We start from the raw sequence: 19,598 nt of genomic DNA on the forward strand, positions 1-19,598 counted from the left end.
AATATTTTATTTCATCGACGCTTCTTCGAATCGACTTGAGCAGGTAGAGCGTTTTTGAGGGATTTTCCTCTAATAAGACAAAACTTATCTTTGAGATTCCTTGACTCCGAAACGATTCTGGCTGCCTTGACACGGAGGAAGCAGAGGGAATCTCTCATATTGATTGACTCTTACGAAATGGTGATTTTGAGGTCGTCGGTTAATTATTCTCCTCGTGTCGGGGGCTACATGGGGAATTGTAGCTGCTTCTAGCTCACCTAAAGGGATGGCTTTTCCATACGATACTTGGGTTCCAAGGCTCTGGTGTACCAGTGGAGACTAAGCGTAGGCTAGATTTTGTGGGATGGGTTTGGATATGCGTCTCGAATTTGTTGTTCATAGCTGATTCTGGTGAGCATGACGTTGCTAGCGTTATCATTGGCATAATGGTCATTGCAAATTAGCGACGGCATTTATATTTGTAGTAGTTTTGTGAATGATGAGTACAACTTCAAATTCCCAAAACTTCCGGTTAGAACACGATTCCATGGGCGACATTGCAGTCCCGTTACAAGCTAAGTGGCAAGCTCAGACCCAGCGAGCGGTTGAGAACTTTCCCATTTCAGGCCTTCGGATATCGAAACCTCTGATACGGGCTCTAGCGCTCATAAAATCCGCTGGCGCAATGGCTAACTCTCAAATTGGTACTCTGGATCCGAAAATTGCCAATGCCATTTCCAGCGCTGCAGAGCGCGTGGCTAATGGTGACTTCGACGACGAGTTTCCGATTGACGTCTTTCAGACTGGTTCTGGTACTTCTTCGAACATGAATATGAACGAAGTTTTAGCAACTCTGGCAAGTGAGATTCTCGTTGACGTTACCGTAAAGCCGAACGACCATACCAATGCCTCGCAATCTTCCAATGACGTTTTCCCAAGTGCCATTCACTTGGCTACCGCCAGTGAGCTAAAGTTCAACCTGATTCCGGCGCTTTTGGAACTGTCAGCCTCACTTGGTTCAAAAGCAATTGAATTCGAGAGCGTGGTCAAGTCTGGTCGAACCCACCTAATGGATGCTACTCCGGTTACCCTTGGGCAAGAGTTTTCTGGGTATCGTGCAGCAATCGACTACGGTATTGAGCGTATCGAATCAGTTCTACCTCGGGTGTGCGAGATACCCTTGGGCGGAACGGCCGTTGGAACTGGTATCAATGCCCCTAAAGAGTTCGCGCCTAAAGCTATTGCGCTCCTTCGCGAGTGGATGGACCTGCCCTTGACTGAGGCTAGAAACCACTTTGAGGCGCAGGGTTCGCGCGATGCTCTCGTGGAGGCTTCAGGAGTGCTTCGCACTATCGCGATCTCTCTGTATAAGATCGCAAATGACCTGAGGTGGATGGCTTCAGGCCCACGTTGTGGGCTCGGAGAGATCCACCTCCCCGATCTTCAACCAGGATCCTCAATTATGCCTGGCAAGGTGAATCCAGTTGTGCCAGAAGCAGTATGTCAAGTGGTTGCTCAAGTGATCGGTAATGATGCCGCTGTGGCATTCGGCGGAAGCGCCGGCATCCTTGAGCTAAATGTTATGCTTCCCGTGATAGCGCGAAACATAATTGAGTCGATTGAGTTGATCTCTTCCGTCTCAATTGCTCTGGCTCACAAGTGTGTTGATGGCATTGAGGCCGATGTTGAAAGATGTAGAAATTACGCACTATCTTCACCTTCTATTGGTACCTCGTTGAATCCCTATATTGGCTATGAGGCAGCTGCGAAAATTATCAAGCGATCTTTAGCCGAAAATAAGGACTTGCGAACTTTAGTATTAGAAGAAGGACTTCTAACTCCAGAGGAAGCAGATAAAGCATTAGACGTCTTTGCGATGACAAAGGGTGGATTAATAGGGTAACTTAGTAATATGAATCCCCTTGAAATTCTTCGCTATGTAGCGGGTCTTGATGATCGTTCTCCAGAGGTAGTGGCGCTCTCTGCGCTCGACTCGTTGGGTGCGCTTGCGGACCGTCCTGAAATGCTTTTAGTCGCAATTCGCCGCCTATTGGAGTCACATCCAAGAAATGGTCTTTTGTGGACGCTGGCCAATCGAATTTTACTCTCTATCGAGGTCGGTGATGAGGTCGAATTGATTCGGGATGAGATTTTAGGGGATCAGAGTATATCGGGTCTGTTTGGCCAGATCGACAATGGAATGGCTCTGTATTTTTTAGATATGAACCGGGCATTTGAGACGATGACTACTGGCCGTACCAAAGAAAATGGACGGTCAGTACGCTCTGTTTCAAGTAAGAATATTGACACCTTGGATACTCGAGATAAGATAAACTATTTCGATCCTATGAACTCGATCTCTCAGTTGATCGGGAAGGCACACCCCCCAAATCGTTCAGCATTGGTTTTGGAGCCATCTTCTTTTTCAGGCGGTCGGGTTGTAATTGCGAGTCACATAATCTCGATAGCCAACCAAGTCCTGGGGGATGGAGTTAGGGTTATTATCCGAATTCCGTTCGGGTTTGAGCTACCTAGCGAGCTATTTGACGCCCAAATTAGAGCCCTCGCTTTGGGGAGTTCTGAAGGTGGTAGCGAGCTCCACAAGGAGGTAACTACCCTCAGTGAGTTGCCTGGTTTTAGGGCTAATCCTGAGAGCGTCACCTATGTGATGGGGTCACGTAGAAGCACAAGAAACGATGCTGTTGCCTCCGAACTGATCTGACGTCCGTTTTTGTAACTAGTGGTTGGGCCCTTAGGTGGCTATACATACCAACATGGCTGATTTGATATTTATGACTCTATTCTTCAAGGTCTTCAATTGAGACCTTGGCTCCCCAACTCTAGATTTGGAGCGGGAGGCGATCTATTGGTTTTTTAAGGTGATATCAAGTCTCTTAGTAACAATCAAGGATAAGGATCTCATCTCTTTACATTTAGAAGAGAGATTTATTCACAGCATATATGTTCACGGCGTATAAAGGTATGTCTGACAAGGCAATGCCGTTGTAATCCGGAGAGTTCCTATCCTTGCTTTTTGACATTGCTAAAAGGTTTGCGCGAGAGACTCTTGGTGCGACTTTATATCTCTAGTGCTATTTATTTTTTGAGAGAAAAACCATTGGACCCTTGAAGTCCGTTTGTGCAATAAACTCACCACTTGGGCAATGCGTGCGATTGGTTCGATCTCCTATTTATTTTAATTTGGTGATCTTGGCTTTCTGATTAGGGTCGAAGTAAGGATCTCTATCGATGCTCTCTGAAGTCAAAGCTCTCCATCTCGGTTGGGCTTCCGCTCGATTTTAATGGGTTTGACTTTCCTTTTGAAATTTTGAACGAGTCGATTCGCAAATGCCGAAACCCCAGGTGGGGATCTTCAGGTAACAGATCTCGTATCTTTGTCTGACTGCTTTTTCGCGCCAGAGCCTAGCAATGAGAAGTTCGATTTGCCACTTTGCCTCAAGTTTTCCCTCCTATTGCCCTGCAATGTCGTGCAAATCTTGGATATGTTGACAATTATCCGTGAGGTCCAAGACACACCACGCTTTTGCTGGCTAATGTTGGAACTTTAGGACGCTTTTTACGATAGGAGATCACATTGGCCACCAGAAGAGACCTGATCAAGATGACCGAGGATGAATTAGCGGCCTTTTTGCACCTTCCGTCTTCAATGTCGGTCGCAACTCACTCGCCGTCTAACGCAATTCACCTTGTCGCTATGTGGTATGGATTTTACGGCGATGATCTTGCATTTTGGACCTATTCCAAGAGTCAAAAGGTAAAGAACCTTGAGCGCAACTCATCTATTACTTGTTTGGTGGAGAGTGGCAATAGCTATGATCAGCTTAGAGGCGTCGAGATAGTGGGCACTTGTGAGATAGTTCGAGATTTAGAGGTCGTTAGGAGCATCGGAAATTCAGTCTTTTCGAGATATTACCCAGAGGCTGATCCTGCTGCATCGCTCGTATTTCTCTCTAGTACTCCAAAGAGAGTTGGTGTCATAATTAAAGCAACGAAGATGGTTTCATGGGATCACTCGAAGTTGGCCGGCGCTTATTGAGAATTCAGCCATTCACCTCTAGCGACTAGGGTTTTCAAAGCTCTAAGAATTACTTTCGAAAGAGTTGCTTGTAAGAAGGAGTGATTATAACGTTAGATTTTTGAGATCCAGAGAGCTTTCATCTCTGTCCAAATACTATTTCAACCCAGGGATGAGCCGATAAAACGCCTTTGGTTCATTGAGTTTTGAATCGTTCAATTCCTTTCTGAGGAATTTTGTGGCATTTGCTTCACAGTCTTTTGGTCATCGAACTAATTGGATCTACTTTTCTGCTATCTTTAGAATTATGGGCAAAATGATTGAGTTTCCAAGTAATGGAACAAATGGCGTTGGTTATCTCGCGACGCCGACCACTAGCAATGGCAAAGCAATAGTCGTAATTCAAGAGTGGTGGGGTCTTGTCGATCACATAAAGGACGTGTGTGACCGTTTCGCCGCCCTTGGGTATTTGGCTCTCGCACCAGATTTGTACCACGGCAAAGTCGCGACAGAGCCAGACGAAGCGGGCAAGTACATGATGGCTCTTGAGATCGATAAATTCGCCAAGGATCTTTCTGGTGCTGTGGATGAACTGATGGTTCGGGCCGAGACATCTAAGGTCGGTGTCGTTGGGTTTTGCATGGGCGGAGGCTTGGCATTAGTCTTGGCGGCCAATAGACCAGATGCGGTTGGTGCGGTTGCACCGTTCTATGGAGTAATACCTTGGCCAGAGGCGGCGCCAGATTATTCGGCGATAACTGCATCCATCCAAGGTCACTATGCCGAGATCGACGATTTTGCTCCGCCAAAGGTATCCAGGGGACTGGAACGCAGCTTGGTCGAACTTGGTAAAGATGCGGAGTTTTTTGTGTATCCAAATACTGAGCACGCATTTTTCAATGATGCGAGACCTGAGGTCTATGATGCAGCTGCATCAAATCAGGCTTGGGATAGGTTGATTCCGTTTTTAGAGGAATCCCTTAGGTAGCCACCGGTGCAAGGTCAAAGTGCTTACTCATTAGTGATGTGCTTTTTTTGAGTGGAAGTTGCTCTCCAGGGTCGATGTAGCAGTCGTTTTCTGCTTTTTAATAATCCCAATGGGTTGCCTTATGAGGTAATCCATTGGGATTATTTTTATAGTTCGGGCAATGATGGCTTCAATTGGAATCAACGAGAAAACTGAACTCTTTTTGGATTTTTATTGATAGATACCTTTGAGCGGCCTTCCTTGTTTATAGGGCTATTGGAGATTCACTAGAGGCCACAGATGAAAACAGAAGGAGTATTTTTTTTCCGAGACTGGAAAAGCCCTCTCGCATACGGCTGAGATCGATGACCTTTTGTTTGTGTGTCATGTGAAGTTTGTCACTTATCTTCAACAAACCCATCTCTTAGTGGGATTTTGCTGGTATTTATTTTGGGGCTGACATTTAGTTTTAGGTCTTTGACTAGTAGTGCGTGATCAAATTGAGTTATTATTTTTGAATGTCTGATAGAAGTAGAAATTTACCAAGGCGTTCCTGCCTTTCAGTTCCCGGATCTTCTGAGCGCTTTCTTGCAAAGGCGCCAACGATTCCGGCCGATATGTCTTTTTTGGATCTCGAGGACTCGGTAGCACCTCTGGAAAAGGAGGGTGCTAGGACCAAGGTGGTAGAGGCGATACGTAACCTCGAATGGGATGATCGTGTATTGTGCGTGCGTGTGAATGCATGGGATACCAAGTGGACTTACGCCGATGTTATTGAAGTGGTGGGAAATGCTGGTGAGCGTCTTGATGAGATTATGCTCCCGAAAGTCCAGAGTGCAGCAGACGTGATAGCCATGGATCGCCTATTAACCCAAGTTGAGATCAACGCTGGCCTTCCTAAGGGTCATATTGGGATCGAGGCACAGATTGAATCGACTTTAGGTTTGATAAATGTCGAAGAGATATGTGCGGCTTCTCCCCGCCTCGAGACAATTGTCTTTGGACCGGCTGATTTTGCAGCTTCGATGGAGATGCCTGTTTTGACGGGTGGTGTTCAGATTCCTAATTACCCTGGTGATCATTTTCATTATGTCTTCTCGAAGATTTTGATGGCGGGACGTGCTTACGGGTTGCAGGTCATTGATGGACCATTCTTGAAGGTAAAAGACAGCCAAGCGCTTAGAGACTACTGCAATCGTACTGTAACCTTGGGCTATGACGGCAAATGGGCTTTGCATCCTGATCAAGTAACAGTGATAAACGAGATGTATTCGCCAACCGCCGAACAGTTTGAGCTAGCTTGGTCAATTTTGGACGCTTACAAAGTTGCCACCGAGGGTGATCGAAAAGGTGCAGTAATGTTCGGAGATGAGATGATCGATGAAGCATCAAGAAAGATGGCTACCAAGTTCGTTACTCGAGGTGAGAGAGCTGGCATGAAGAGAGTCGTCGAGGACTGAATACAAGACGCCACAGCTCTAGGGCGATAGATTATTGACCAATTCCCCGTGTATTTGTTCAGAGCATGAATACACGGGGAATTTTATATCTTTAAGTAGGAAGACGATGAAATGGAGATACCTCTTCTCTTCGGCTCGCCTTAATGCATTATGATTAAATTAATCGAGCTTGCAATGTGGCTAAGCTAGTGGCATTACCCTAGCTTAAGCTCTTGGGATCGCCACCATCGCTCACTCATCGGTTGCTTGGTGTGTTGTGGGTGAGCGGAGTCAGAATGCACTTGTTGGCAATTCCGGCTACGAAAGGTACAAGTCCAACTATCGAGATCACTATCCAGGCCTTTCCTGGAATCAAGCCCGCGAAAATCAAGATTAGTCCGGCTATAATTCGCGAGGATCTCCCTGTGGTGCTGTTCATAAAGGTAATAAATTTCATTGAGATCTCCTTTCTATATAGATATATACCCCCTATGGTATATATCTATTCCTGTAATCGAATGGCAAGGTCTTCGTGCCCTATTGCTTTTTTGGAGCGCCTTTTGGGCTGTGAAGAATGTTGGACAGACCACTGCCATGATCGGCCTGATTGTGAGGAAGGCGATTTGATTTTTAATGCATAGTCTCAAACCCGCGCCCTGGTCATCGTTTGACTAAGCTCTGTGAGTTTGGTTGCATCAAATTAACAATGGGGTCATTTTTGATTAGAGATGAACCCTTTTATTGATGAGTTGAAATTCGAGATAGTGTCGAATTTTTAACACGTTTTATGAGTAATTTGTCCTAGAATTTTATAAATGATGAGTGATATTTTCGGAGGTAGCCAAATGATAGGTTGTGATTATTAATATAGAATGAATAAAGTTTTATAATAGATACTCTATCTATAATTTGTTTTTGCGATTTAATTTGAGCAGATAATGCGGTTAGAAAAATGAAAGAAATGGGTTTGAATCGCTAGAACGTGGCCGAACTAATAGCATTCTTTTTGAACTGGGCTAACTTGAACTGGGCTAACTAGCGGAAGTTGGAAACTAATTTGGGATGTCGGTAGGCACCGTAGGTATCTTCGTTCTATGAGATAGGACAGTGGACAGTAGTCGCCCTTGCAAAAGTTTTTCTCAAAGATCGATATTCATAAGAACAATTCCATTGATTCGGAGGTGAATATTGTGATTGTTCATTTAAAATAGGATATTTTTAGAGACTGAGTTGACCTTGGCGGCTGCTTGGTTGACGATTTCATGCTTGTAGTCATTTTTGAATATTGATCTGATTGGATATGCATTATAGATACCTATCTCGCTATATTATACTATATTTACTCAAGGTAAAACCATTGATAAATTTGGATTTATGACCGTGGTTGAATCGCTTTTTCTAAATGATATTTGCTATTTTGAGCTACATAAGTTTGATAAAATATCTTGGATAGCGGACGATTTCCGAGATAGATTTACTCTTCGATTTGGTTGGGTAATATCAAATGGTTTTCGCCAATGCAGGTGGCTCGGCTAGGCATTAGGTCTTAGACTTTGTGCATTGCGGGTTATCGTTGAGGATTTGTTAGCAAAGTTGTGAATCGACCAAACGTCTAGCTGATCTCGACTACTTGGCGGTTATAGGTTTTACTTGATCAGATCGATGGTTTCGGCCACTTTTGTGCAGAGGGCAATGGTCTACGGAATGGAAGATTGATAGTTGCATAACAATAGCTCGGCGCCAAGGTTAAAGACAGAACGACTTACCTTTTTCGTTACTGCATTGGGCACCTATATGGCTTCGTTGGATCTCTCGATCGTAAATATCGCATTTCCTTCGATCGAACAATCATTTCCATATGATTCACGGGCAGCCCTATCCTGGGTGGTTAGCGGCTACACCATAATCTTTGGAGCGTTACTGGTTAGCGCTGGTAGATACGGTGATCGATCGGGACGTAGGAGGACCTTCTATCTCGGACTCGTTATCTTTTCCTTGGGATCGGCGCTATGTGCGCTTGCACCTTCGGTGGTTACTGTAATTCTGGGAAGGGTCGTACAGGGTCTCGGGGCGGCGGCATTGCTTCCAGCGTCTTTGGGTCTGCTTCTAGGTGCATTCTCACCCGAGCGGCGTTCGCAGGTGGTTACACTTTGGGCTGGAATTGGTGCATTGGCGGTCGCTACCGGTCCTACTCTTGGGGCTGGATTGATCTCTCTTGGTGGATGGCGATTGGTCTTTGTGGTAAATATTCCAATCGCGATAGTCGCACTTGTTCTTGGTAGGCGATGCTTGGTTGAATCTGAGCGTTCGGTTTCGACAATTCGACCGGATTATTTCGGTGTGGTTTTAGTGACAACATCAATTGCGAGTGTCGTCTTTGGAATATCCCAGGGTGCATCATGGGGGTGGACCTCTCGTTTTGTCCTATCGGCCTTTGCTCTTTCTTTGGTTAGTGGATACTGGTTTATTAGGCGGTCAATGAATCATCTACAACCCGTTGTAGATCTCAGTCTTTTTCGGATTCGTTCGTTCAGTGCAGCGAATGCGGCTACCTTTCTCTATGCGATGGCTTTTTTCGCGATGCTACTGGGCAATATCTTGTTCTTGACTAGCGTGTGGCATTTTTCTACATTGGACGCGGGGTTGTCTATTACACCTACTCCTATAGTCGTTGCCCTGGTTTCTGGCTTCGCAGGAAAGGTAGCCCGACGATATGGGTTTCGTATAGTGATGATCTTTGGTTCTGTTATCTATGCGTGCGGCTTAGCTTCCTTTGGAATATTTGCCGGAGGAGTTCCTAACTACCTTTTTCATTGGTTGCCCTCGTCTTTAATTGTGGGAGTTGGAATAGGTTCGACCTTTCCCATCCTGAGCGCCGCTGCAGTCGCTGACCTTTCTCCTTCGGACTTCGGAGTTGGAAGCGCGTTGAATCAAACAGCTCGCCAGATTGGTGGGGCCGTGGGCGTTGCTATTTTGGTCGTAATTTTGGCGGGTTCGTCACGGAGATCTGGGAATTTCGGTAATTTTCAAGATCTCTGGTGGTATGAGAGTGCAACGGCGATTGCATCTGGGGTCTTTGGATCGTTCTTATCGTCAAGGTCTAGGTCGCACTCCGACCTAAAGGCGAGCGCTGATTGAAGTTGAGACCAGCTGGATTGAGCTTTGTGACTTTGAACTGCGGTTGAATTGTTCTTGTAGGACTAGGTGGAGCCGGAGGTTTCTTGCGTGGGTCACCTTTTGGTAGATGGTTGTAGATCCAGGATCAGTTCCAAAAGAGATAAGCGAGCCTTCGATCTTGGTTTGGATGGATTTAGGCTTATGCCGGTTTTGGTACCAGTTTTGGCTAAACCAAGATCTTAGGGGCCAAGCGATGACGACTATAGCTTGGCGATAGATTTGATCGAATGTGGCTGGGGATACGAATGATTGCCATATTGGCTATAGAAATGGAATAAATCTTGGCAAACTAATGCAACCAATGCCAGTCACAAAGATCGTGATGTAGGTGGCGATAACGGGTCCACCGATGGCCTTTAGTACTATGGAGGCCACTGGTCCCCACGATATTGCGAGCATTGGTATTATCCATTGTGGAAGTATGAAGAAGACGAAGGCGTTGAAGAAGCTTATTGCAATTAGCCTCCAGCCGATCGCTTCAATGACATGTCTTCGCTTAGCTGCAATGATAAATGCGAATCCAAGCAGCAGTCCCGCGCCAACAAAGGCATCACGCTCGACTCGAGGAAGTGCTCGTTTTATAATTCCAAGATTCGGAAGGGAGGTGCCAGGTATGTTGATTACTAGAGGAGTCTTTTGTACCAGAGACGCTAGGGATGGGTCAATCGGTTGGAGAGACGATGCTAGGGTGTTTTGAAATGTTGGACCTCCTATGGTGATGGGGCCAAGTGAGGCGCCATTCAAGTGCGACTGAGCCTCCGATAGCGCATTTGCAAATATGTTTTGGACGGAGGCATTTTCGAAGGTCTTTTGGAGTGCAAGATTTACCTCGTTTGCACTTTGTGGCGATGTCATTCCCAATGTATTGGTTATTGATGAAGTGATTGCATTGGAGATGTCGGCTCTAACCGCGGAACTTGCCATAATTGTCTTTGCAGAATTCGCGAGAGTACCCTGTTGGAAGATGCTCTGCGTTGCCAGAAAGCTGAAGATGCCCACAAGGGCAAAGACCATACCAATATTCATAGCGATCCAGGCAACAGCGTCTCGTGCTTGTTTCATTGAATCTAAACCTCGTGTCGCTGTTAGATATAGGTCACATCTAGTTAACGGTTAAATATCGCAACCGGAACGAATTAATATTACAGTTTCTATCAATATAAGATATTTCGGCTCGTTTATGCCCCCGAATAAATAGTTTTTTAGAAGCTGCGATGGCTAAATGGTCGATCGATAGTACATATTTGCCACTTTGTGGTTGACTCTCTCAAGATAAAGTTCGAGGTCTCCCTGTAAAGTTCGATGGATCTAAATTTTTTACGAACCGAAAGCCCTTGTATGCCATAGCGCCGATGACTATCTAGAGTCGCTTTGAAAGCTAAAATCTGTTGGCGCATTTTCAACGCGGTGCAGGTGTCCAATCCAAAGCATTCTCGCTTAAATTACCCAAGGAACCAAGATGCATCTGCAGCCGACAGCCACAAATCCCGGGATAGTCCAAAGCGTGGAACTTACTGAAATCTTGTGGCTGTGGCCGTCTTCGTGAACTATTTAGAGATTTTGGAGTATTTCATTTTCGACGATTAACTTATGCTGTCGATAAGTTTTCGTGCTATGACCTTCAAAGAGAGGGTTTCGTCGGCACCTTCAAAGATTGAAAGGACTCGTGCGTCTAGAAAAAGGCGACTTACGGGGAACTCTTCGGCGTAGCCCATGCCACCGTGTATCTGCATTGCCTCACGAGTTACCCATTCTGCGGCTCGACATACATAGGCCTTTACCATAGATGCCTCTAGAGCCCCTTCGCCTTTGGCCATCAAAATACAGACTTGATAGGCGAGTTGGCGCGATGCTTGGATGATCGCCGCCATCTTTCCTAGCTTGTATTGGCTTAGCTGGTAGTCAATTATCGGTGCCCCAAAGACCTTTCTATTTTGTGCGTAGACGACGGCACTTTCATATGCTGCCTGCATGATTCCCACTGCTCGTGCTGCGGTTTGAATTCTTCCGTTTTCAAAGCCTTCCATCTGGTAGTAGAAACCTCTTCCAAGGCCGGAATCTTCTCCAACTAGGTTTTCGTTGGCCACGAACCAGTTTTCGATGGCAATTTCATACGAGTGCATGCCTCGATAACCTATAGTGTCGATTGGCCTGCCTTCCATTTTGGCAGGTGCTCCATCGGCGCTAGCTTGCTCAAAGAGAAATCCGCCTGAATCTCCGTGGGGCTTGGGAACAATAAAGAGGGAGAGGCCACGATGAGCCTTTGAGCGATCCGGGTCTGTTCTGGCAAGGACCATCAATACGTCGGCTCGAGCTCCAAAGGTACACCAGGTCTTTACTCCGTTCAAGAGCCAACCACCTTCAGTGCGAACCGCGCTCGTAGTTAATCCAGCCACATCTGAACCATAGTCTGGCTCGGTGACAGCTACGGCGGCCATTATCTCTCCTGAGGCTAGTTTCGGGAGCCAGTACTCTTTTTGGGCTTGTGTCCCTCCTCTAAGGAGTGCCCGAGCTAGTATCTCAGGTCGGGTGATCAATGATCCACCAGACGCAAGAGAGCAACGTGAGAGTTCTTCGGTGGCTATTACCATAGCAAGATAGTCGTTCTCGTTGCCGGTGGAGAAGCCTCCATATTCCTCGGGAATTGAAAGGCCAAAGGCTCCCATCTCGCCTAGGCCCGAAATTATAGATTCGGGTACGTCAAGATTTTTACGATGAATCTCATCGGCAAGCGGTGCGATTTGGTCTTGGGCGAATTTGCGAAATGTATCTCTTACCAGCTCGAAGTCAACGTCTAGGTGTGTTGGTCCCATCTGATTTGCAAGGCTGCTTACGTAATTTGGATCGCGGAAACGACGGACAAAATCGTGCAGGGTCTCCAATTGATTTTCATTTATACCCCAGAGTGACTCTCGGCCAAAGGCTCGCGATACCAGATCTCCAGCTACTTCTGCGATAAAGGCACACGCTAGGCGTGCCTCGATCGCACCGTTAGCACCATAGGTGATCATTGCCTTTGCCGCCTCAACTCCAGATGCCGCATGCGCGAGATCGTAAGCTACCACTTGGTTGGCGTCTATTCCAGAGTTTTTCATTTCGACAATTGCGCTAGCGACAATTTTTTTCGCTGTTTCAACGGCAGTGGCCGCTAACTGCATATCAGGTTCGTACATGAAAGGAGATTTTAGCCTATTTCGCCACTATTTTTGAATTGCCAAATAGCAAAAATTATTCATTTTCTCAAGATATGGATTATTCATCTAGCCATCTTTGCTTTCTCGGGTATCGATTGCGTAGCTTGTGCGTAGCTTGCGACTTCACTCGTTATTTTGAGATCCATCGCTACGTCGCAAGGGCCATTTCTGCGATCAAAGATTCAGCTGCCTAAATGGAGCAGCCAAGGCGTATTTGGCAATTTCGACTACGGAAGAAGTCTATACAAATTAGTTTTTCCCTCAATGGTTATCACTATTTTGCTTTCATGGTGCCCAGTGCTCTTTTCTGGCGCACTATTTCCTTTTGGGCTAACGATTAACTCGTCCTACTACTGTCACCACTGGTGGAAGCACGATCTGTTCATCTAGTACTTCAGTGTCCGTAAGGGCCTCGAGGTATGACGATACTGCTCCTGGGCCAATTCCCACTGGAGCTTCAATCCATGCGTCTTTTACTTCGAGATCTTGGTCTACGAGAAGTTCAAGGAGAGATGCCCCAATATCGGGGTCTACCACAAAATCACTGTCCATGCTTAGAGGTAAGCGACCTACTCGTCCGCAGCTCGTGATCGGTTCTTGGAGAATCACCCAACCTCCTTTTTTAGTCGCTTTGATCATTCGAGATATGACTATCTTTGGCTCTGGCACCGCCAACAAGAGAAATCGGCAGTAGGCTAAATCGACTTGTTCTGGCAACGTTAATTCCTGGGCGGCTTGAGTTAGCGCGATCACTTGAGAGAATTGTGCCGCATGGGTTGCGATCTCATTTCGACGGACTGGATCGATATCAACTGCGTAGATACGCCCATTTTGTCCGCAAAGTTCTGCCAGAGCAATTGAGACATCACCACCGCCAGCTCCTACGTCTACGCAGGAAAATCCTGTCATATCGCGCAGGTGTTGGAGTGCTCGAAGAAGCGGACTTTTATAAAGATCGTCGCGAAGTTGATATGGAATGGCAAATGTCACGCTAAAGACACTAGCGTATCTGACGTGAATGCTACATTACTTTTATGCGACTCCGCTGTGGTCTCTGAGGCCAAGCTATTTATCCTCGGTGGCGGCTGGAGCCTTGTTGGCCCTGGACCGACCCCAATGGCAATTGCTCTAAAGATTGACGTTGACTTTAACGCCGTCGACGACGAGCATCATTGGGAACTATTTCTCGAAGAGCAAAATGGCGACCCCATTATCTTTGAGACTCCGGATGGCCCGCGTCCAATTGAAGTTAGAGGTGACTTTCGTGTTGGCAGACCAGAGGAGATGCCTGCTGAAGCGGCAATTCCAGTCAATATTGCCATCAACTTGGGCCCCCTTCCCCTCGAGCCAGGTAAGTCATTTGTTTGGAGACTGACAGTTAATGGCTATAGCGATCCAAGCTGGAGCGCTTTTTTTGCCACACGAGCAATGCCTGACTTCACAATGATGGAAGGCAATCAGTGACAACCTACGATCGTCCGTTCGGGCGCTATTTTGAAGATTTTGTCCCTGGTGACATATTGAAACATTGGCCAGGAAAGACGATCACAGAGGCGGACGACCACCTTTTTTGTATGATCACTATGAATCATCATCCACTTCACACCAATTTATATTTTGCTGAGCACGAAAGCGTTCAGGGAAGAAATGTTGTGGTGGGGAATTTGGTCTATTCTCTGATTCTGGGTATGTCTGTACCTGATGTTTCAGGCGCCGCGATTGCGAACCTAGAGATCGAATCGTTGATCCATAGAAATCCCACATTCCATGGAGATACGATCTATGCCGAAACCCGCGTACTTGAGTTGATTGAATCTAAGTCCAAACCAGATAGGGGTATCGTTGTGGTTGAAACCAAGGGAATCAATCAAAATGGCCTTGAAGTGTGCTATTTCCGGCGACGAGTAATGGTTTGGAAGACAGAATTTGCTCCAGCGCGACAGCGCCCCTATGCCGGCGAAATTTGGGATTGACCTTAATCGGCATAATTCACTAGAAACTTTAGCAAAATATCACTAAAAGTGATAAATCTTTGATATAATGGCTTCATAAGCTTTTTTCCTACCATGAGTGGTAGGAAAAGGTGGTTACCAAATCAGGGGATAAGATGACGTTAAAGTTTCGAACGAGGGCCGCGATTGCGAGCAGTGTTTCTGTTGCAGGTGCACTGCTCGCTACTCTCATAGTGACAACCTATATTCCCAGTGGTGGTCATGGAACACTTGCCTCGGGTAACTTCTCAAGTCTCGTTTCATCAAATGATCGTCCAACGACGACTGTAGTTCAGCCTATACTTAGTTCTAGTACAACTCAAGTTGCGTCGTCTCAATCTCCAATTTCCACACCCGCCACAATTTCCACACCCGCCACAATTTCTAATACAACTTCTGCTCCTGCTTTGTCACCGAGCCAAACTCCTTCTCCATCTACGACAGGACAATCAAACTCTTTGGTTGTTTCTTCATCTCAAACCGCTCCTGTCGTCTACAACTGCACATCTAGCTCGTCTTTAGATTCCCCAGTCTTGACTCAAGTTCAAAACCCAAGCTCAACTATCTACAATGCGAACCTGGAGATTTTAGTAAAGGGTCAAAATTTGGCGCCCGTTACTCAGATCCTGCTCTGTCCTTTAGCGGGCGAGGCGATCGGGCCGGTATCTATTTCTACCTCAGATGTGAGCGGTAACTCGACCCAATTGAATATCTATCTTGGCTCGGCTGTTGTAAGTGGTGCTTCTTATGATGTTCGGATCGCCTCGGGAAACGGAATTAGCGCGATATCGAATACCGATCGTCTTTATAGCGCTGCGAACCCGTCGTCTGGATTACTGGCTCAGTAAGCTTTACAGATTTATAATAAAGTTTCCATTTTCACCTCCTGCAAAAGATAAAAATGGCCTAGGCGTCGACAGAAGTAATTCGGTCGACGCCTTTGTTTATCCCCATAGACATCGATTGTCTCTCATCCTTTGAGAGCTTTAGGGTCGATTTATACGCACTTTGTTTTGTGTTTTTCTTGAAGTGGATGGCTGAGTTCCACTGTGGTAGTCTTGTTAGTTTAATATTCAAGCACATAAAAGATAATCGTATTTTTGGCTAAACCCGCGCCTTGAATTGTTCGAAAATAAGCACAGCGTCTTAGCCAATGATTAATAAGCCGTTAGTCGTTTCTCAAAAAAGAGAGTTTAATATGATCGATTCGAGATCGTGGCATAAAGGTAGGTTTTCTATCGTCATCTCGATTGTTGCGCTAACCCTTTTTTGCCTAGATATTGTCCTAAGCGGCGGCAATCTCTTTGCTAGTGCATTTTCGGTTCATATGGTCCGAACAACAACTCTTTTTGGCTTGTATCTAGCCACAGAATCCTTCTCGGTGCTTAGGAGATCAGATAATAAGCAAAGACCTTCCGAGGTCTATTCATGGACTTTTTTGTTCGCTTTGATTTTGGTTAATCCATCGCCTCTATTTGTTATGGGGATTGCAATTGCCAAGGTGTTTATTGAGCTGATCGCAAGGCGATCTGTTGGGACAGCTATATTTTCAGGTGCGTCACTCATGATCTCACTTAGCTTTGGAGAACTGATCCTACGAGTTTTTCGCGTGATCCCAGAGGCGGTACCTAGCCTGGCCCTTGACAGGGTGGATCTTTTCACGGTTGTCTTTGCCGGTTTGTTTATCGCGGTTTTTCATGGAGTGCTACGTTCAATTTATTGGTCCAACTCCAGAGATTCATCATGGATATTGGGCCTCAGGAGTGAGACCTTCGACACTACCGTATACGACCTAGTTCTGATCATGCTTGGCGTTTTGGTAACGACATTTGTCTTGAGCGGGTTGGAATCTCTCCCATTGGCGGGAGTCATCGGTTTTGCTATATCCATTGGAGCATCTCTTTCGATTGAAGCTAAGAGAAGTAGAGGTCTGGATTCGCTTACGAATCTTCCCAATCGATGGGCATTTGAGCGTCAAATCGAACGTTATGTTCTTGAAGCGTCTCGTCGTCATGGTCGATTTGGCGTTTTGTTGATTGATCTAGATGATTTTGGTGAGTTGAATGACAAATTGGGAAGTGCCGCAGGAGATGCAACGCTAAGAGCAATGGCAGGCCGACTTGATGGCACCAAGAGACCGAGCGATTTAGTTTCAAGATTGAGTGATGACACATTTGGCTTTTTGGCTTTTGAGATTAAATCCGACGGTGACATTAAAGCAGTAGCGGAAAGGCTTAGGGCTCTAATATCTTTGGATCTGGATGTTGATGGCTTTCCGGTTGTATTGCGAGGTACGATTGGTGCTGCAATCTTTCCAGATCACGCTGGTACGGCATTTGAGTTACTTCGGATGGCCGATGTGGCACTTTATAGGGCGAAGCAGTCCAATAGCGGAGTGGGAATATATGCCGGCAATGGGGAGCGCTTCAATGGAGGTAGATTCTCGTTACTCGCAGATCTATCGGCTGCCATAGGCTCCGACCAACTCCATCTGGTTTATCAACCTAAAGTTGATCTAGCGACGGATCGTGTAACGGGGGTCGAGGCCCTTCTTCGTTGGGATCATCCTAAGTTGGGATCAATTTCGCCATCTCAATTTATGCCATTTGCAGAACAGACCGAATTGATGATACCTCTTACCAAGTGGGTGTTGGAGTCGGCGCTGGACCAGTGTTCACGTTGGCATGCAGCGGGATTGAGGATTGGGGTTTCGGTAAATGGGTCTGCTAGAAATCTCCATGATTTTGAATTTCCCGCAGTGGTTGACTCTGCCCTGCGGCGATTTGGAGTGAGTCCGCAGTGGTTGGAGATCGAGATCACTGAGAGTTCCGTAATGGCGGATCCAGGCAGATCTAAAGCCATTTTAGAGAATCTCCGAAATTTGGGCGTAGCGGTTTCAGTAGACGACTTTGGCACTGGCTATTCGTCATTTACGTATTTGAAGAATTTGCCAATTTCAAGTGTAAAGATAGATTCGTCTTTCGTGACCTCAATGAATGTCGATGAGAGCGGACATGCGATCGTGCGAGCCATAATCGACTTGGCTAGAAATTTGAGTTTGACTACTGTAGCAGAGGGTGTTGAGACCTTTGACGTTATGGATTCACTTCGCGGGTTAGGTTGCTCTATGGCGCAAGGGTTTTACATCTCAAAGCCCGCTATTGCGAGCGAGATTACTAGCTGGATAGCGCTTGACGGGGCGAATCGAAAGGCATCTAGTCATCTTTTAGAGTAGCTTTGATTTTTGGCGAAATTCCTAAGGGGCTAGCCGATCAAAGACGTTAGCGTTCTTGGTGGATAGCTTTGCACAAAGCCGATAAATTATTGCCTGGTGGCTCCGCGAAGCATTCTCGGCTAGTTATATTTGGCTACTAACAAGCGCTTTTAGTCGTTTCCACATTTTTACTGCTGTTTTTTGGCCCATCGTCCGCATTGTATTTATTCTGTCAAATGTGCCCACACGTAAGTAGCGAGACAGCAGGCGGATCAATCTTTCCTTTTTTGCTTGTCTTGCCTTGGGTTTTAGCGGTGTGATCTTTGTTTTGGGATTAGAAACCTTGTGGCCGTTAGCTTTTGAAAGCTGCTAATGGTAGGATGTACGACTTTAAAGTGCGGCTGTATTAATGCCGATTTCATGGTTGTGCATCCTGAAGTGTTAGATGGTTTATTGCGGATCTTAGTTTCCCGGAAGGGTTCCGATCTGCACGTTAAGGTCGGCGTTCCTCCGAGAATTCGAGTCAAGGGACTGTTGAGCGAGATTGGGGGAATACCCCCGGCAACTGCAGTTTTGGTCCAAGAACTGGTTCGCAAATCGATACCTGCAGAGATGTGGGATGAGTTCTTGCATTCAAAGCAGGCCGATTATGCCTACCAATCGCATGATGGTAACCGATTTAGGGTGAATGCATTCTTTCAACGAGGGAATATCTCTATCGCGTTTCGCTTGGTCGCCTCTTCACCGGCATCGATCGAAGAGTTGTATCTACCGGAGGTGGTATCTGCGCTTGCCAATGAGAGAAGAGGCCTGATTTTAGTGACTGGACCGACCGGTTCAGGGAAGTCGTCTACCTTAGCGGCGATGGTTCAAAGGATTAATGAGACTCGAAGTGCTCATATAATCACAATCGAAGATCCAATAGAGACCTTGCATAGCGACATCTGCTCTTTGATAAATCAACGCGAAGTTGGATTTGACGTCACTACATTTCTAGACGCGATAAGGGCGGCTATGCGTGAGGACCCAGATGTTATCTTGATCGGAGAAATGCGTGACGAAGAGACGGTTCGCGCCGCGATTTCGGCGGCAGAGACGGGTCATTTGGTGCTTTCAACGCTCCACACTTTAAATGCAAAGGAGACAGTTTCTAGAATTATTGACTTCTTTCCCTCTCATCAACATCAACAGATTAGATCCTCGTTGGCTGGATCTTTGCGAGGAGTAATCTGTCAACGATTGGTTCGAGTTAACGATTCATCGTTGCGTCCAGTTTTGGAGGTTATGGTCGCAAATGGACGAATAATCCAGTGCATTCTCGAGCCCTCCAAAGGTTCGGAGATACCTGTGATTATCAAAGAGGGGGAGTACTATGGAATGCGAACATTTGAAAGGTCTCTTTTTGATCTGATCGAGAGTGGGCTTATCTCCTCCAGCGAGGCGATGCTTTCAGCGACTTCTCCACAAGATCTTCAGGTTATGTTGCAGCGAAGCGGCTTAGTTTGAGTGGACCCGGACGATTTTGGCTTCATTTAGAGGCGGCCTAAGAGGTGATTGATGTCTCAAATCGTTTGTCTTGGGAATCTTTGGGGTAGTTTGTA

15 protein-coding genes are annotated in these 19,598 nt (G+C 46.2%); 11 read left to right on the forward strand and 4 right to left on the reverse strand.

Going from position 1 to position 19,598, the window contains the following annotated elements; translation table 11 throughout:
• The first annotated feature begins 475 nt into the window (after positions 1-475).
• The 5 genes from ACIDITHRIX25_RS000000102490 (at position 476) to ACIDITHRIX25_RS000000102510 (ending at position 6,442) form a co-directional block, all read left to right on the forward strand.
• Entirely contained in the window at positions 476-1,882 is a 1,407-nt protein-coding gene (locus ACIDITHRIX25_RS000000102490) for a class II fumarate hydratase (RefSeq protein WP_249685827.1), read from the forward strand.
• 9 nt (positions 1,883-1,891) lie between these two features.
• On the forward strand, positions 1,892-2,701 hold the full coding sequence (locus ACIDITHRIX25_RS000000102495) for a hypothetical protein (protein WP_052605133.1): 810 nt from the start codon (positions 1,892-1,894) through the stop codon (positions 2,699-2,701).
• An 873-nt stretch (positions 2,702-3,574) separates the two neighbouring features.
• Complete coding sequence (locus ACIDITHRIX25_RS000000102500; RefSeq protein WP_201732101.1) at positions 3,575-4,036, forward strand: pyridoxamine 5'-phosphate oxidase family protein; 462 nt, start codon at positions 3,575-3,577, stop codon at positions 4,034-4,036.
• Positions 4,037-4,253: 217 nt separating this feature from the next.
• On the forward strand, positions 4,254-5,003 hold the full coding sequence (locus tag ACIDITHRIX25_RS000000102505; protein ID WP_201732102.1) for a dienelactone hydrolase family protein: 750 nt from the start codon (positions 4,254-4,256) through the stop codon (positions 5,001-5,003).
• A gap of 497 nt (positions 5,004-5,500) precedes the next feature.
• Positions 5,501-6,442: an HpcH/HpaI aldolase/citrate lyase family protein gene (locus tag ACIDITHRIX25_RS000000102510; protein ID WP_201732103.1), complete on the forward strand. Its 942-nt coding sequence runs from the start codon at positions 5,501-5,503 to the stop codon at positions 6,440-6,442.
• 235 nt (positions 6,443-6,677) lie between these two features.
• Here ACIDITHRIX25_RS000000102510 and ACIDITHRIX25_RS000000102515 read toward each other — a convergent pair whose 3' ends face one another.
• On the reverse strand, positions 6,678-6,878 hold the full coding sequence (locus ACIDITHRIX25_RS000000102515) for a YgaP-like transmembrane domain (RefSeq protein WP_201732104.1): 201 nt from the start codon (positions 6,876-6,878) through the stop codon (positions 6,678-6,680).
• A gap of 1,262 nt (positions 6,879-8,140) precedes the next feature.
• Between ACIDITHRIX25_RS000000102515 and ACIDITHRIX25_RS000000102520 the strand changes: the two genes are divergently transcribed.
• Entirely contained in the window at positions 8,141-9,559 is a 1,419-nt protein-coding gene (locus ACIDITHRIX25_RS000000102520) for an MFS transporter (protein WP_201732105.1), read from the forward strand.
• Positions 9,560-9,859: 300 nt separating this feature from the next.
• On the opposite strand, the gene ACIDITHRIX25_RS000000102525 is transcribed toward ACIDITHRIX25_RS000000102520, so the two are convergent.
• The 3 genes from ACIDITHRIX25_RS000000102525 to ACIDITHRIX25_RS000000102535 form a co-directional block, all read right to left on the reverse strand.
• The gene (locus ACIDITHRIX25_RS000000102525; protein ID WP_201732106.1) at positions 9,860-10,660 is read right to left on the reverse strand and encodes a hypothetical protein; all 801 of its coding nucleotides are present in this window, start codon (positions 10,658-10,660) and stop codon (positions 9,860-9,862) included.
• 521 nt (positions 10,661-11,181) lie between these two features.
• The gene (locus tag ACIDITHRIX25_RS000000102530) at positions 11,182-12,771 is read right to left on the reverse strand and encodes an acyl-CoA dehydrogenase family protein (protein WP_201732107.1); all 1,590 of its coding nucleotides are present in this window, start codon (positions 12,769-12,771) and stop codon (positions 11,182-11,184) included.
• 351 nt (positions 12,772-13,122) lie between these two features.
• Positions 13,123-13,782 (reverse strand): class I SAM-dependent methyltransferase, encoded by a 660-nt coding sequence (locus ACIDITHRIX25_RS000000102535; protein WP_201732108.1) that lies wholly within the window; start codon positions 13,780-13,782, stop codon positions 13,123-13,125.
• 24 nt (positions 13,783-13,806) lie between these two features.
• On the opposite strand from ACIDITHRIX25_RS000000102535, the gene ACIDITHRIX25_RS000000102540 reads away from it, so the two are divergent.
• The 5 genes from ACIDITHRIX25_RS000000102540 to ACIDITHRIX25_RS000000102560 all read left to right on the forward strand — a co-directional run bounded on the left by ACIDITHRIX25_RS000000102540 (position 13,807) and on the right by ACIDITHRIX25_RS000000102560 (position 19,503).
• Complete coding sequence (locus ACIDITHRIX25_RS000000102540; protein ID WP_152625908.1) at positions 13,807-14,256, forward strand: DUF6941 family protein; 450 nt, start codon at positions 13,807-13,809, stop codon at positions 14,254-14,256.
• Positions 14,253-14,765 carry a MaoC family dehydratase gene (locus ACIDITHRIX25_RS000000102545; RefSeq protein ID WP_052605091.1) on the forward strand — a complete coding sequence of 171 codons (513 nt, stop codon included), beginning with the start codon at positions 14,253-14,255 and terminating at the stop codon, positions 14,763-14,765. The genes ACIDITHRIX25_RS000000102540 and ACIDITHRIX25_RS000000102545 overlap by 4 nt, the downstream gene beginning before the upstream one ends.
• A gap of 110 nt (positions 14,766-14,875) precedes the next feature.
• Positions 14,876-15,631 (forward strand): hypothetical protein, encoded by a 756-nt coding sequence (locus ACIDITHRIX25_RS000000102550; protein WP_213333488.1) that lies wholly within the window; start codon positions 14,876-14,878, stop codon positions 15,629-15,631.
• Positions 15,632-15,981: 350 nt separating this feature from the next.
• Positions 15,982-18,018, forward strand: coding sequence for a putative bifunctional diguanylate cyclase/phosphodiesterase (locus ACIDITHRIX25_RS000000102555; RefSeq protein ID WP_201732110.1), 2,037 nt, complete (start codon positions 15,982-15,984; stop codon positions 18,016-18,018).
• 399 nt (positions 18,019-18,417) lie between these two features.
• Complete coding sequence (locus tag ACIDITHRIX25_RS000000102560; protein WP_502756225.1) at positions 18,418-19,503, forward strand: type IV pilus twitching motility protein PilT; 1,086 nt, start codon at positions 18,418-18,420, stop codon at positions 19,501-19,503.
• Positions 19,504-19,598: the final 95 nt, after the last annotated feature.

The sequence above is a fragment of the Acidithrix sp. C25 genome (genome assembly GCF_904848545.2).